General features: G+C 60.4%; 15 protein-coding genes. 8 read left to right on the plus strand and 7 right to left on the minus strand.

Going from position 1 to position 14,278, the window contains the following annotated elements; all coding sequences use genetic code 11:
* The first annotated feature begins 189 nt into the window (after positions 1 to 189).
* The 5 genes from dapF to RHIBUN_RS0101585 all read left to right on the plus strand — a co-directional run bounded on the left by dapF (position 190) and on the right by RHIBUN_RS0101585 (position 5,267).
* Positions 190 to 1,095, plus strand: coding sequence for a diaminopimelate epimerase (gene dapF, locus RHIBUN_RS0101565; RefSeq protein WP_025658137.1), 906 nt, complete (start codon positions 190 to 192; stop codon positions 1,093 to 1,095).
* Complete coding sequence (mtaB, locus tag RHIBUN_RS0101570; protein ID WP_025658138.1) at positions 1,092 to 2,366, plus strand: tRNA (N(6)-L-threonylcarbamoyladenosine(37)-C(2))-methylthiotransferase MtaB; 1,275 nt, start codon at positions 1,092 to 1,094, stop codon at positions 2,364 to 2,366. The genes dapF and mtaB overlap by 4 nt, the downstream gene beginning before the upstream one ends.
* Before the next feature lie 15 nt (positions 2,367 to 2,381).
* Entirely contained in the window at positions 2,382 to 3,974 is a 1,593-nt protein-coding gene (gene ftsY, locus RHIBUN_RS0101575) for a signal recognition particle-docking protein FtsY (RefSeq protein WP_025658139.1), read from the plus strand.
* A gap of 64 nt (positions 3,975 to 4,038) precedes the next feature.
* Entirely contained in the window at positions 4,039 to 4,683 is a 645-nt protein-coding gene (locus RHIBUN_RS0101580; RefSeq protein WP_018855815.1) for a septation protein A, read from the plus strand.
* Entirely contained in the window at positions 4,680 to 5,267 is a 588-nt protein-coding gene (locus RHIBUN_RS0101585; protein ID WP_025658140.1) for a DUF2585 domain-containing protein, read from the plus strand. The genes RHIBUN_RS0101580 and RHIBUN_RS0101585 overlap by 4 nt, the downstream gene beginning before the upstream one ends.
* Here the strand turns inward: RHIBUN_RS0101585 and RHIBUN_RS0101590 are convergent, their stop codons facing one another.
* Genes RHIBUN_RS0101590 through ccmA form a run of 5 tightly spaced genes read right to left on the minus strand, consistent with a single transcriptional unit; the run spans position 5,268 to position 8,153 of the window.
* A complete protein-coding gene (locus RHIBUN_RS0101590; protein WP_025658141.1) occupies positions 5,268 to 5,873 on the minus strand; it encodes a DsbE family thiol:disulfide interchange protein in 606 nt (201 codons plus the stop codon).
* Positions 5,870 to 6,037 (minus strand): heme exporter protein CcmD, encoded by a 168-nt coding sequence (gene ccmD / locus RHIBUN_RS0101595; protein ID WP_025658142.1) that lies wholly within the window; start codon positions 6,035 to 6,037, stop codon positions 5,870 to 5,872. Before ccmD ends, RHIBUN_RS0101590 begins: the two co-directional genes overlap by 4 nt.
* 2 nt (positions 6,038 to 6,039) lie before the next feature.
* Positions 6,040 to 6,801: a heme ABC transporter permease gene (locus RHIBUN_RS0101600; RefSeq protein WP_018855811.1), complete on the minus strand. Its 762-nt coding sequence runs from the start codon at positions 6,799 to 6,801 to the stop codon at positions 6,040 to 6,042.
* A gap of 48 nt (positions 6,802 to 6,849) precedes the next feature.
* The gene (gene ccmB / locus RHIBUN_RS0101605) at positions 6,850 to 7,509 is read right to left on the minus strand and encodes a heme exporter protein CcmB (RefSeq protein ID WP_025658143.1); all 660 of its coding nucleotides are present in this window, start codon (positions 7,507 to 7,509) and stop codon (positions 6,850 to 6,852) included.
* Positions 7,506 to 8,153, minus strand: coding sequence for a heme ABC exporter ATP-binding protein CcmA (gene ccmA / locus RHIBUN_RS0101610; RefSeq protein WP_025658144.1), 648 nt, complete (start codon positions 8,151 to 8,153; stop codon positions 7,506 to 7,508). Before ccmA ends, ccmB begins: the two co-directional genes overlap by 4 nt.
* Positions 8,154 to 8,411: 258 nt before the next feature.
* Between ccmA and acnA the strand changes: the two genes are divergently transcribed.
* From acnA to RHIBUN_RS0101625, 3 genes are all read left to right on the plus strand, one after another.
* Positions 8,412 to 11,102: an aconitate hydratase AcnA gene (acnA, locus tag RHIBUN_RS0101615; RefSeq protein ID WP_025658145.1), complete on the plus strand. Its 2,691-nt coding sequence runs from the start codon at positions 8,412 to 8,414 to the stop codon at positions 11,100 to 11,102.
* Positions 11,103 to 11,337: 235 nt separating this feature from the next.
* Positions 11,338 to 12,075, plus strand: a complete 738-nt coding sequence (locus RHIBUN_RS0101620) for a thioredoxin family protein (protein ID WP_018855807.1) — start codon at positions 11,338 to 11,340, stop codon at positions 12,073 to 12,075.
* A gap of 365 nt (positions 12,076 to 12,440) precedes the next feature.
* Complete coding sequence (locus RHIBUN_RS0101625; RefSeq protein ID WP_018855806.1) at positions 12,441 to 12,842, plus strand: DUF2794 domain-containing protein; 402 nt, start codon at positions 12,441 to 12,443, stop codon at positions 12,840 to 12,842.
* A 7-nt stretch (positions 12,843 to 12,849) separates the two neighbouring features.
* On the opposite strand, the gene RHIBUN_RS0101630 is transcribed toward RHIBUN_RS0101625, so the two are convergent.
* Both RHIBUN_RS0101630 and RHIBUN_RS0101635 read right to left on the minus strand, forming a co-directional pair.
* Positions 12,850 to 13,407 (minus strand): GNAT family N-acetyltransferase, encoded by a 558-nt coding sequence (locus RHIBUN_RS0101630; protein WP_025658146.1) that lies wholly within the window; start codon positions 13,405 to 13,407, stop codon positions 12,850 to 12,852.
* 109 nt (positions 13,408 to 13,516) lie between these two features.
* Positions 13,517 to 14,245 carry a Bax inhibitor-1/YccA family protein gene (locus RHIBUN_RS0101635; RefSeq protein ID WP_025658147.1) on the minus strand — a complete coding sequence of 243 codons (729 nt, stop codon included), beginning with the start codon at positions 14,243 to 14,245 and terminating at the stop codon, positions 13,517 to 13,519.
* Positions 14,246 to 14,278 lie beyond the last annotated feature (33 nt).

Consider the following 14,278-nt stretch of genomic DNA (forward strand, 5'->3'; position numbering starts at 1 on the left):
AAAAGCACCATCCCAGAGCAAGAATGCCCCGAAGCGGCGAAAAGCGCTAGATATCTGCGCTCATTCTTAAATATGAGGTCACGGCATTTCCTCTCTGGCAATGTGTGGCTCATCCACCGCCAGTCAAGCCACTGGTAATTCCCCCGCATTTCCGCCATATACAGCCCAAACAGAGACGGACATGACACTATGAGCGCAACGGTCGAATTCGCGAAGATGAACGGGCTTGGCAACAAGATCCTGGTCGTCGACATGCGCGGCCGCACAGACAAGGTAGCGCCTGCGGCGGCAATCGCGCTGAATGCCGCTGACGACACACAGTTCGACCAGATCATGGCGATCCATGATCCAAAGGCAGCTGGCACAGATGCCTGGATCGATATTCTGAACTCCGACGGCTCGAAGGCGCAGGCCTGTGGCAACGGCACGCGCTGCGTTGTGCAGGCGCTTGCTTCGGAAACCGGCAAGAAGGTTTTCACATTCCAGACGGTGGCCGGCATCCTCAATGCCACCGAGCATGAAGACGGGACGATCTCAGTCGATATGGGCAAGCCGGTCTTCGACTGGGACAAGATCCCGCTCGCCGAAGAATTCCACGATACCAGCCGCATCGAGCTGCAAATCGGGCCGATCGACAATCCCGTGCTGCATTCGCCCTCCGTCGCTTCGATGGGCAATCCGCATGCGATCTTCTGGATCGACCGTGATCCGATGTCGTTCGATCTCGGCCGCTTCGGGCCGCTGCTCGAAAACCATCCGATGTTCCCCGAGCGCGCCAATATCACGCTGGCGCAGGTGACCTCTCCGAACTCGATCACGACGCGCACCTGGGAGCGGGGCGCGGGACTGACGCTCGCCTGCGGTTCTGCCGCTTGTGCGACGGCGGTATCCGCCGCTCGCACCGGACGGACCGGGCGCGAAGTCGCGGTGAAGGTTGCAAGCAGCCCCAATCAGGGCGTGCTGACGATCGAATGGCGCGAACGCGATGCTCACGTCATCATGACCGGCCCGGCTGAATGGGAATGGTCGGGCACGCTCGATCCGTCGACGGGTGCGTGGTCGCGCGATGCGGCGCCGGGAGCCGAAGCGCGGTGAGCGGCGTCGAGGTCATCACCTTCGGCTGTCGTCTCAATACCTACGAATCCGAAGTGATGCGGGCGCAGGCCGAGAAGGCCGGGCTCAATAATGCCATCCTCGTCAATACCTGTGCGGTTACCGGCGAAGCTGTGCGTCAGGCACGCCAGGCGATCCGACGTGCGCGGCGCGACAATCCTCATGCCCGCATCATCGTCACTGGCTGCGCGGCCCAGACGGAAAAAGAAACCTTCGCCGATATGGCCGAGGTCGATGCTGTCCTCGGCAACGAGGAGAAACTGAAGCGCGCTTCCTATCGCTCCCTGCCGGATTTCGGCGTTTCGGCGGAAGAGAAGCTGCGCGTCAACGACATCATGAGCGTGCGCCAGACGGCGCCGCAGATGGTCAAGCATATCGATGGTCATGTGCGGGCTTTCATTCAGGTCCAGAACGGCTGCGACCACCGCTGCACCTTCTGCATCATTCCCTATGGCCGAGGAAATTCGCGGTCGGTGCCGATGGGGGCGGTTGTCGATCAGGCGCGGAAACTCGTCGAAAGTGGCTACCGGGAGATCGTGCTGACCGGGGTCGACGCGACCAGCTATGGTGCCGGTCTTCCCGGAGAGCCGACGCTCGGGCTGCTTGCCAAGACGCTGTTGAAGCAGGTGCCGGATATTCGCCGCCTGCGGCTTTCGTCGATCGACAGCATCGAAGCGGACAAGCATCTGTTGGACCTCATTGCCGACGAAGCGCGGTTCATGCCGCATCTCCACCTTTCGCTGCAGCATGGCGACGACATGATCCTGAAGCGGATGAAGCGTCGCCATTCGAGCGCGGATGCCTTAGCTTTCGTCAACGACGTGCGCCGTCTGCGGCCGCAGATGAGCTTCGGCGCGGACATGATCGCCGGCTTTCCAACCGAGAGCGAAGAAATGTTCGCCAATGCGGTGCGGCTGGCGGAAGAGGCCAATATCGCTCATCTCCACGTGTTCCCTTACAGCCCGCGGCCGGGGACACCTGCCGCGCGCATGCCGCAGCTCGATCGCGCGCTGGTCAAGGAGCGGGCAGCGCGACTGCGCGCCACTGGACATCGCCTGCATCAGTCCCATCTCGACGGAATGGTCGGAACGCAGCAATGGCTGCTGGTGGAAAACAACGGTTTGGCGCATACCGAGAACTTCACGCTTGTCGCAGCGGCGGGACTTGCGCCCCGAAGCTTCGTGCAGGCTGTCATCACCGGACACAACGGCAAACACCTCGACATGCAATTGACGGCCGCCGACGCGGCCTGAGTTTACGGAATCCTCATGGCGTTCAATTTCATCAAAAAGGTCTTCACCTTCGGCCCCAAGCCGGAGGAAGAGCATGCGCCGGGGGCGGTCGAGACGAAAGCGCTCGAAACCGAGCTGGAGCCGCATTCGCGCGAGGAGAACCTTCCGGTTGCCGCAGACCTGGTTCTGGCGGAAGAGGTGGATACGGCCGGCGGGCCTGCCGATGACGTAGCTGAGGACGCCTCGATCGAGGAGCTTGCCGAGCAGGCCGAAGCGTTCACACCCGTTGAGGACGACGTTTCCGAGGTCTTGCCGCCTGAGATGTACGTAGGCGATGTGGGTCTTGTGCCGCTCTCGTTGCTTGTAGACGAAGCGGAGCTCGATACTCCTGCTGGAAGCACGCTCGGAGAGACGGTTCCTGTTGCGCCTTCCCTGCAGCCGGAAATCGGCGATGGGGCAGAGGATGATAGTGTCGCGGAACTAGCATCTCTCGGCGAAACCGAAGAGACGTCGGCTGCAGAGCTTACAGCTGAAGCCGATGTGGAACAGCAGCCTATCGCTGATCGGGCCTCTCCCGCCGAGCATGAGGTATCCACGCCGGCGGAGGATGATAGCGTTTCCGGAGATATCTCCGTGACTCCCGTTCTTCCAAAGGGATTTGCCACCGGTCCCGCGACTTCCGAGTCCGCGCCTCCGGTGCCTGCCTCAAGACTTTCCTGGTTCCAGCGCCTGCGCGCCGGCCTTGCCCGCACCTCGTCGCAACTTACCGGCCAGATCGCGGCCCTTTTTACCAAACGCAAGCTCGATGACGACACGCTGCAGGATCTCGAGGATCTGCTGATCCAGGCCGATCTTGGCGTCGAGACGGCCATGCGCGTCACCGATACGCTGGCCTCCGAGCGCTACGGCAAGGACGTCACCGGCGAGGACGTGAGCCGCATCATGGCAAGCGAGATCGCCAAGGTGCTGAAGCCGGTCGCCAAACCATTGCAGCTCGATCTCAGCCACAAGCCGCACGTCATCCTCGTCGTCGGCGTCAACGGAACAGGCAAGACCACGACGATCGGCAAGCTAGCGGCCAAGCTCTCGGGCGCTGGCCTCAAGGTGATGGTTGCCGCCGGCGATACCTTCCGCGCCGCTGCCATCGAGCAGCTGAAGATCTGGGCCGACCGCACCAAGTCTGAATTCATCGGCACCAAGCTCGGTGCCGATGCGGCGGGTCTCGCCTACGATGCCTTCGAGCAGGCCAAGGCAAAGAAGTGCGATGTGTTGATCATCGATACCGCCGGCCGCCTGCAGAACAAGGCGGAGCTGATGGCAGAGCTCGAGAAGATCGTTCGGGTTCTCGGCAAGCTCGATCCGGATGCGCCGCATACGGTGCTGCAGACGCTCGATGCGACGACGGGGCAGAACGCCCTGTCGCAGGTGGAAATCTTCAGGAACGTTGCCGGCGTGAACGGACTGATCATGACGAAGCTCGACGGCACGGCGCGTGGCGGCATTCTCGTGGCGATCTCTGCCAAGCACAAGCTGCCGGTCTATTTCATCGGCGTCGGCGAAGGCGTCGATGATCTCGAGCCTTTCGAGGCCGAGGATTTCGCCCATGCCATTGCCGGGCTCGGCCAATAATGCCACAGATATGCCGACAAACACGGGCAAGCGTCTCGTGTGGCACAAACGGATTTGAGATAGAATGACGACAGAGAGCGATATCACCCCAAGCGCGGCCGACCGGCATCACCCGATGCTGAAGCTGGCGCTGGAGCTTGGCCCGCTGCTGATCTTCTTCTTCGCCAACCTGCGCGGCGCCTGGCTGGTCGAAAGGTTTCCGGCTCTGTCGGAGCTTGGCGGACCACTGTTCGTGGCGACGGCCCTCTTCATGGCGGCGACGGTGACCTCGCTGGTGGTCTCGAAGATCATTCTCGGGCATCTGCCGATCATGCCTTTCGTGTCGGGCATCGTGGTCGTCATCTTCGGATCGCTGTCGATCTACTTGCAGAACGAGACCTTCATCAAGATGAAGCCGACCATCGTCAACGCGCTCTTCGGCGTTGCGCTGCTGGGCGGCCTGGCTTTCGGCAAGTCGCTGCTCGGCTACGTCTTCAATGCGGCCTTTCAGCTCGATGCCGAGGGATGGCGCAAGCTGACGATCCGCTGGGGGATCTTCTTCCTCTTCCTGGCGGTGCTGAACGAGGTCGTCTGGCGCAACTTCTCCGATGACTTCTGGATCGCCTTCAAGGTCTGGGGCACGATGCCGATCACCATCATCTTCACCATGGCGCAGATGCCGCTCATCATGAAGCACACTGTGACCTCGGCGGGAGAGACCGAGAAGTGACGACACTGGATACGGCAGAGAGAGCCAAGCACCAGACCTTCTGGTTCGCCGCATGCGGTGCGGTCCTGCTGATCCAGATCATCGCCGAATATATGATGGGCCGCACCCCCATCTGCACCTGCGGATACATCAAGCTTTGGGAAGGTAGCGTCAATTCCAGCGGTAACTCTCAGCATATTTCCGACTGGTACACGCCGTCTCACATCATTCACGGCTTCATATTCTACGGCGTTACGTACCTTCTTTTGCGCGACAAGCCGATTGCCATGCGGCTGCTTCTGGCGCTCGTCATCGAATCCGGCTGGGAACTGCTGGAAAATTCGCCTGTCATCATCGACCGCTATCGAACGGCGACGATCTCGCTCGACTATTACGGCGACAGCATCCTGAATTCTGCAATGGACACGATCTTCATGGTGATCGGGTTCTTCTTCGCCTCGCGGGCGCCGGTCGCACTGACGATCGCAATCGCGATCTTCTTCGAGCTTCTGACCGGCTACCTGATCCGCGACAACCTGACGCTCAACGTGCTGATGCTGATCTGGCCCGTCGAGGCGATCAAGACCTGGCAGAGTGCGCTCTGATCAGGAGGCCGGCTTGCCGAGCGCCGTCTCCACGGCGGGGAAGAGGCCTTCCCTGAGACTGACATCGTCGAACGGGCCGACCCGCTTGTAGAGGATCGTGCCATCAGGGGCGACGAGATAGCTTTCGGGGATGCCGTAGACACCCCAATCGATGGCCGCCTGCCCTTTGGGATCGACGCCGATGGCGGTAAAGGGATTGCCGAGTTCGCCGAGGAAGCGAAGCGCGTTGTCGTTCTTGTCCTTGTAGTTGATGGCAACCACATTGAGCCGGCTGTCCTTTGCTAGTTGCATCAGGATCGGATGCTCGTCGCGACAGGGAATGCACCAGGAGGCAAAGACGTTGACAAGCGTCAGTTTTCCCTTGATGGCACTGTCGGTCAGCGCCGGCAGGTTGGCACCTTCGAGCGGCGGAAGGTTCAGCGCCGGCGCCTTCGTGCCGATCAGTGCGGAGGGGATTTCCGAGATATTCTTGCCGTGGACGTCCTGATCATAGAGCATCTTTGCTGCGGTGGCTGCGATGCCGGCGAAGACAACCAACGGGATCAAGGCGACGGCATAGCGTCCAAATCCGCGCTTGGCGGAGTTAGTTTCAGGGGTGGTGCTCATTGGCCATCCGTTGTTCGCGCCGAGCGGCGGCGGATGCCGGAGGCTTCAAGGGCTGCCAGTTCCTTCCGGCGAGCGCGGCCATCGGCCCAGGTCCAAAGGGTAACCGCGGCCGCGACAAGGGCGGCAAAGCCGTAGGCGCCATAGACATAGAAAGCGTGTGTCATGACTATCCCTCGCGGCTTGCCAGGCGGGCGGCCAGTCGACGCTGAGCGGCGACGCGGCGACGCCAGATCTCGTTGCGGATCGCCATGATATGCAGCGTGAGGAAGAGCGCGGTGAATGCAACGGCCATCACCAGCAGCGGCCGCAGGAACTCGGGATCGATGGCCGGACCATCGAGGCGCAGCACACTCGCGGATTGATGCAGCGTATTCCACCATTCGACCGAAAACTTGATGATCGGGATGTTGACGAAGCCAACCAGAATGAGGACGGCGCTGACGCGGGCGGCCTTTGAAGGGTCGTCGATCGCGCGATTAAGGGCGATGAGCCCGAGATACATCAGGAACAGAACGAAGACGGAGGTGAGCCGGGCGTCCCAGACCCACCAGGTGCCCCACATCGGCTTGCCCCAGAGGGACCCAGTCACCAGGGCAATCAGCGTGAAGGCGGCGCCGAGCGGGGCTGCGGCCTTCGCCGACACATCCGCCAGCGGATGGCGCCAGACCAGCGTGCCGACGGCCGAGAGGCTCATGATCGTGTAGCCCATCATCGCCAGCCACGCGGCCGGCACGTGGACATACATGATGCGAACCGTTTCACCCTGCTGGTAGTCGCCTTCTGTCGTGAAGCTGAGATACAGCCCCACGATAAAACAGAGGGCCGTGAAACCGGCCATCCACGGGAGGATGCGTGCGGCCAGCGCCAGAAACCGTGTCGGATTGGCGAGGTCGCTGAATTTCGTGATGGCAAGGCTCGTTTCGCTCATGCCGTTTTCCTTACCGCGATATGCCTGACGCCGCAATCGAGTGCCCGATCAATCCGACGTGTGACGCAGCGCAAGCGCGGCAGCCACCGGTCCGATCACCGCGAAGAAGAGGGTCAGCGCCATCAGGATGAGGAAGGGCGGCAGAAAGGGCGATGGCCCCTCGACCGCCGCGTAAGTGGCACTGACGCCGAAGATCAGCACGGGGATCGTCAGCGGCAGCACCAGAATCGACACCAGCAGACCGCCACGCGGCAAGGCGACAGCAACGGCCGCGCCGACGGCACCGATGAAGGTAATCGCGGGAGAACCGACGAGCAGCGTCAGCATGGTCGCGCCGATGGCGGTCTCGCTCATATTCATGAAGAGGCCAAGCAACGGCGAGGCGATAACCAGCGGCAGGCTGGTGGAGACCCAGTGCGCCAGGCATTTGACGAGCACCGTCAGCACCAGCGGCGTTTCCTGCATCAGCATCAGATCGAGTGAGCCATCATCGCGCTCGGCTTGAAACAGGCGGTCAAGACCGAGCAGCGCCGCAAGCAGCGCACCGATCCAGACGATTGCCGGGCCGATGCGGGACAACAGTGCGAGATCGGGCCCGACACCGAAGGGGATGACCGCGACAATGGTCAAGAAAAAGAGAACGCCGATCAGCGCGCCGCCGCCGGCGCGTATCGAAAGCTTGAGGTCTCGCAGAAGCAGGGCAGTCATTCCCACACTCCCGGTCCGGCGTGGGCAAATCCCGCCATCTGCAATTCCTGCGCGCCTTCCAGTCCTAGCGGCTGGTGGGTTGCCGCGAGCACGATGCCGCCGTTGCAGCGATGCGCTTCAACAAGCTCGGCAAACAGACGGTCGCCGCTTTTATCGAGCGCAGCAGTCGGCTCATCAAGGATCCAGACCGGCCGGTGGGCGATAAGCAGCTTGGCGAACGCGAAGCGGCGCTGCTGCCCGGCGGAGAGGTAGCCGAACGGGAGGTGCGTGATGCCCTCGAGACCGACCGCCTCGGCTGCCTCGTCGATCGAGACGGTGGAAGCGCCATGGCTATCGCCAAGAAAGCACCGCCAGAAATCGAGGTTTTCGGCGACCGTCAACTCGCTCTTCATTGCATTGCGGTGACCGAGATAATGGCTGATTTCCCCGACGCGCCCGTGTGTGTTGCCGAGCGAATCGGTGAAGCTGACCGAGCCCTTTTCCTGATGCAGCAAACCGGCGACGACGCGCAGCAAAGTTGACTTTCCCGATCCATTTTTGCCTGTCAAAACCAGTGCTTCGCCCGATTCCAGGCGAAAGGACAGGCCTTCAAAAATCAGGTCTTCGCCCCGGCGCGCAGCCAGATTGGCAGCCTCAAGATGCATGACTTTTCCGTGGTTTAATTTTTCAGTCATCGCAATGCAAAAAAATCCGAAATGGGTCACGCACTCTCTGGCACCTTTCATAGAAATTATCTATAAGACCCGCAACCACGCCAGCGGTCGGCGTGAATTTCATCCTTGCGCCGAACATGGGCTTCGCTCCACGTGCGGACAGCGGAAATGGCCGTACCCGCATCCTGATGTGCATTACGTGCATAGGCGTCCGCACGATTGTGTTCGCTATCAGAAACGGGGTCTCTCGTGTCTAAATCTCTTGACAGCTTTAATTGTCGTTCCACGCTCACCGTGAACGGTAAGGACTACGTCTACTACAGCCTGCCGAAGGCTGAGGCGAATGGCCTTCCGGGCGTTTCGAAGCTTCCCTATTCGATGAAGGTTCTGCTCGAGAACCTGCTTCGCTTCGAAGACGGTCAGTCGGTGACGAAGGACCACATCATTGCTGTTGCCGAATGGCTGAACAACAAGGGCGCTGTCGAAAACGAAATCGCCTATCGCCCAGCGCGCGTGCTGATGCAGGACTTCACGGGCGTTCCTGCCGTCGTCGACCTCGCCGCGATGCGCGACGCGATGGTGTCGCTCGGTGGCGACCCAGAGAAGATCAACCCGCTGGTACCCGTCGACCTCGTCATCGACCACTCGGTTATCGTCGACGAATTCGGTACGCCGCAGGCATTTGCCAAGAACGTCGAGCTGGAATACCAGCGCAACGGCGAGCGCTACCGCTTCCTGAAGTGGGGCCAGCAGGCATTCAAGAACTTCCGCGTCGTTCCTCCGGGCACCGGCATCTGTCACCAGGTCAACCTCGAATATCTCGGCCAGACCGTCTGGACGAAGGAAGAGGACGGCGAGACGATCGCTTATCCGGACACCTGCGTCGGCACCGACTCGCACACGACGATGATCAACGGCCTTGGCGTACTCGGTTGGGGCGTCGGCGGTATCGAAGCGGAAGCGGCCATGCTCGGCCAGCCGGTCTCGATGCTTCTGCCGGAAGTCATCGGCTTCAAACTCACCGGCAAGCTCAAGGAAGGCGTCACCGCGACCGATCTCGTGCTGATGGTCGTGCAGATGCTGCGCAAGAAGGGCGTTGTCTCGAAGTTTGTTGAATTCTTCGGCCCTGGCATGGACAACATGCCGCTCGCCGACCGCGCGACCATCGGCAACATGGGTCCGGAATACGGCGCGACCTGCGGCTTCTTCCCGGTTGACGGCGAAACCATCAACTACCTCAACATGTCCGGCCGCAGTAAGGACCGTATCGCTCTCGTCGAAGCCTACTCAAAGGCACAGGGCATGTGGCGCGAAGGCGATGGTTCGGACCTCGTCTTCACAGATACGCTGGAACTCGACCTCGGCGACGTTGTGCCTGCCATGGCCGGCCCGAAGCGTCCTGAAGGCCGTATCCCGCTCGAAAACATCGCTTCTGGTTTCGCCGGCTCGATGGACACCGATTACAAGAAGCCCGGTCAGCTCTCCAACCGCTACGCGGTCGAAGGCACCGACTTCGATCTCGGCCATGGCGACGTGGCGATTGCCGCCATCACCTCCTGCACCAACACCTCCAACCCGTCGGTTCTGATCGCTGCCGGTCTTCTTGCCCGCAACGCCGTTGCCAAGGGCCTGAAGTCCAAGCCGTGGGTCAAGACCTCGCTGGCACCGGGATCGCAGGTCGTTGGTGAGTATCTGGCGAAGTCCGGCCTGCAGGCCGACCTCGACAAGCTCGGCTTCAACCTCGTCGGCTTCGGTTGCACGACCTGCATCGGTAACTCCGGTCCGCTGCCGGCGCCGATCTCGAAGACGATCAACGACAAGGGCTTGATCGTTTCAGGCGTGCTCTCGGGCAACCGCAACTTCGAAGGCCGTATTTCTCCGGATGTTCAGGCGAACTACCTGGCTTCGCCGCCGCTCGTCGTTGCCTACGCGCTGGCCGGCACGGTCCAGAAGGATCTGACCAAGGAGCCGATCGGTGAAGACCAGAACGGCAACCCTGTTTATCTCAAGGACATTTGGCCGACCTCGCACGAAGTGCAGGACTTCATCCAGAAGTACGTCACCCGCGAACTTTACGAAACGAAGTACGCCGACGTCTTCAAGGGTGATGAAAACTGGCAGGCCGTCAACGTTCCGGCCGGACAGACCTACGCCTGGGATGACAAGTCGACCTACGTGCAGAACCCGCCCTACTTTGTGGGCATGGGCAAGACCGGCACCGGCATCTCCGATATCAAGGGTGCGCGCGTTCTCGGCCTATTCGGCGACAAGATCACCACCGACCACATTTCGCCTGCCGGTTCGATCAAGGCTGCGTCTCCGGCTGGTGCTTACCTGCTTGAGAACCACGTCGCTGTCGCCGACTTCAACCAGTACGGCACGCGCCGCGGTAACCATGAAGTCATGATGCGCGGCACCTTTGCCAACATCCGCATCCGCAACCACATGCTCGGCCCGAACGGCAAGGAAGGTGGCTACACCATCCATTACCCGTCGAAGGAAGAGGAATCGATCTACGACGCGGCTATGCAGTACAAGACCGAGGGCGTTCCGCTCGTCATCTTCGCCGGTGTCGAATACGGCAACGGCTCGTCCCGCGACTGGGCCGCGAAGGGCACCAACCTGCTCGGCGTCAAGGCGGTCATCGCACAGTCCTTCGAGCGTATCCACCGCTCGAACCTCGTCGGCATGGGCGTCATCCCCTTCGTCTTCGAAGAGGGCACGACGTGGCAGAGCCTCGGCCTGAAGGGTGACGAGATGGTCACCATCGAAGGTCTCGAGAACATCAAGCCGCGCGAAAAGAAGATTGCAAAGATCACCTACGGGGACGGCACCGTGAAGGAAGTTCCGCTGCTGTCGCGCGTCGATACGCTCGACGAAGTGGTCTACCTCAACAACGGTGGCATCCTGCAGACGGTTCTGCGCGATCTCGCTGCCTGATTGTTAACAGACTTGCATGACAATGACCGCCGGAAAGAGATTTCCGGCGGTCTTTTTGTTTGAGCACGAGGTATTAGATGGCCAGTCACGCTGATGTGTTTCAGCTTGGCTTCTCCGAAGCTTGGTCTCACCCCTTCGTGACTTTCCGTTTAGATCGAGAACCATTATCTCTACGTTCAGACATCGGAACCTGCGGCGAAGGGTGGCGGTGGTTGCTGAAGAAAAGGTGCAGTGAATGTCCCCGCGGTTTCTGATTTCTCTGGTTGCAGGTGTGGCGCTTGCCGGCCCACTGTTTGCCCAGGACGCGCCAAAAGGCGTGGTCGAACTCTTCACCTCGCAGGGATGTTCTTCTTGTCCTCCAGCCGATGCGGCTTTCCGCAAGATTGTCGAGGCTGGCGGCGTTATCGCCCTCGCTTATCACGTCGACTACTGGAACTACATGGGCTGGGCCGATACGCTGAGTTCGAAGGAAAACACCGAGCGCCAGTATGGCTACGCGCAGACCATGGGCCGCGCCAATGTCTATACGCCGCAGGTTATCGTCAATGGTCGTGACCATGTGGCAGGGGCCGATCTGGGCGCGATCAATAAGAAGATCGATAGCTATGCAGCCGAAGGCAAGGGATTGTCGGTGCCGGTCACCGCACAGATGCGCGACGACCAACTCGAGATCAAGATTGGCGCGGGCCAGGGCAAAGCCAATGTCGTCATGGTCTATTTCAACCGGGAGAAGACCATCGAGGTCGAGAAGGGCGAAAACAGCGGTCAGAAGATTGCTTATCTGAACAGCGTTGCCGATGTCGAAACCGTCGGCATGTGGGAGGGCAAGGAAACGAGCTTGACGCTGCCGGCCAGCGTGATGCAGAAGCCGGATCTTGAGGGCTGCGCGATTCTACTTCAATCCTCCACCGCCGACGGCAATCCATCGGCGATTCTCGGAGCGACGGTCGTCATGGCTGGGAAGAATATCTGACCGTTTCATCTGCCTTGCGGATGGAAAACGGGGCGGCCCGGCTGATCGTATTCGGGGCTGGGGTTAAGGTCGATACGGTCAGCCGGGCCCTTTGGCGCGCTGGCGCCAAACTCGCACAAAACCTTTTCAGCAGACCAAATCCGGCAAAAAGATCATGCGCAAATCAGGTGCGACGCGGGTCCGAACGGCCCCGCGGCGCAGTCGTGAGGGAATTTCTCCTCCAAATGAGGCGCTGTTTTGACTGAATTGCGGCGCTCGGGAGATTGCACAGACTATGATTAATGTGACTGATCGCCCGCTTGCAATTTGTAAACGCTAAGGCAAACTGTCATGTACCCGTCACAAGCGGAGGCACAGGGAGACTGATGACAGATCAGCCGGATTTGCGGCGCGGCGAGAGCCGGTCAGCCGACAACAGTTCCTCAGTCGTCGTAGATCTCAAGGAATACAAGCAGAGCAAGGATCCAGCGCCGGTCACATTCCACCGACGCGAGCTCGACGCGATTTTATGGATTTATGGCCGCATGGTCGGCGAGGGCGAGTGGCGGGACTATGCGATCGATCATCTGAAGGATCGTGCCGTCTTCTCCGTTTTCAAGCGATCAGGTGAAATGCCACTCTTTCGCATCGAGAAGAATCCGAAGCTCACTGCCAAGCAGGGTGCTTATTCCGTTATCAATACGCACGGCGTTATCCTGAAGCGTGGGCACGAACTCCCCCAGGTTCTGAAGGTCTTCAACAAGGCGTTGAAGCTGGTCGAGAAGTAGCTCGAGCTCAGGCCTTGAACAGCGTGCCTGGATAGGTCGAGGCATCGGGGTCGGTCGCCGCCCCATCACCCAGGGCACGCTGCATGATCATCGTGTCGAGCCAGCGACCGTGCTTGTAGCCTGTTGCCTTGAGTCGGCCGGTTTCTGCAAAGCCCAATGTCTGATGCAGGGCAATGGATGCCGGATGCGCGCCGCCGATCACGGCCACCATCTGGCGAAAGCCGAGATCGGTGCAGCGTTGGATCAGTTCGGCGAGCAGCAGCCTTCCAATTCCTTTGCCGCGCGCTTCCGGCGCCAGGTAGATCGAATCCTCGACCATCCAGCGATAGGCCGGCCGCGTGCGGAAGGCCGAGGCGTAGGCGTAACCAAGCAGCCCGCCATTCTCATCGATCGCGGCGATGTAGGGGTAGCTCTGGCCCGTGATTGCGGAAAATCGTGCCGCCATCTCGCTCTCGTCCGGTGGGACGATCTCGTAGCTTGCGACACCGTTCAGTACGGATTCGCGATAGATGGCCGTGATGGCAGGGAGATCGGATGAGGAAGCGTCGCGGAGGAAGATGGGCATTCGGTCGGCCGGCAGATATGACGATGGACTCTTCCAGAAATCATCCTCGGCATGATCGAGCAACAAAAAAGGCGGCCGAAGCCGCCTTTTTCGATAACGTTCCTGTTCCTTATTTGCGGTCGCCCATGAACTGCAGGAGGAACATGAAGAGGTTGATGAAGTCCAGATACAGGGTCAGTGCGCCCATGATTGCCTTGCGGCCGGCAACATCCGCGCCGTCTGCTGCGTAGTACATTTCCTTGATGCGCTGCGTGTCGTAGGCGGTAAGGCCTGCGAAGATCAGCACGCCGATCACGGAGACCGCGAACTGCAGGGCAGACGATGCCAGGAAGATGTTCACGATCGACGCGATGATCAGGCCGAAGAGACCCATGATCAGGAACGAGCCCATCGCGGAGAGATCACGCTTGGTCGTGTAGCCGTAAAGCGACAGCGCACCAAAGGAGGCGGCCGTCACGAAGAACGTCTGCGTGATGCTCGACTGCGTGTAGACCAGGAAGATCGACGAAAGCGACAGGCCCACCAGCGCGGCGTAGACCCAGAAGGTCGTCTGCGCGGCGGCAACGCTCATCCGGTTAATCCTGAAGCTCAGGAAGAACACGGCAGCCAGCGGTGCAAGGATGATCACCCAACGGAGCGGCGACTGGAAAAGCAATACGCCAAACTGCGTCAGCTGGCCGTCCTGGACGGCGAAATTGAAGCCCAGATAGGCGGCTACACCCGTGATCGCCAAACCCAGCGCCATCAGGTTGTAGACCTTGAGCATATAGCTGCGCAGGCCCTGGTCGATCATCTCGCCAGTCTGTACGCGGCCTTGGTAATTACGAAGGTCAGCCATAGTTTCCTCTTATAAGCTCCGGTGTGGACACGG

The organism is Rhizobium sp. IBUN, assembly GCF_000510625.1.
Taxonomy (GTDB): Bacteria; Pseudomonadota; Alphaproteobacteria; order Rhizobiales; family Rhizobiaceae; genus Rhizobium; species Rhizobium altiplani.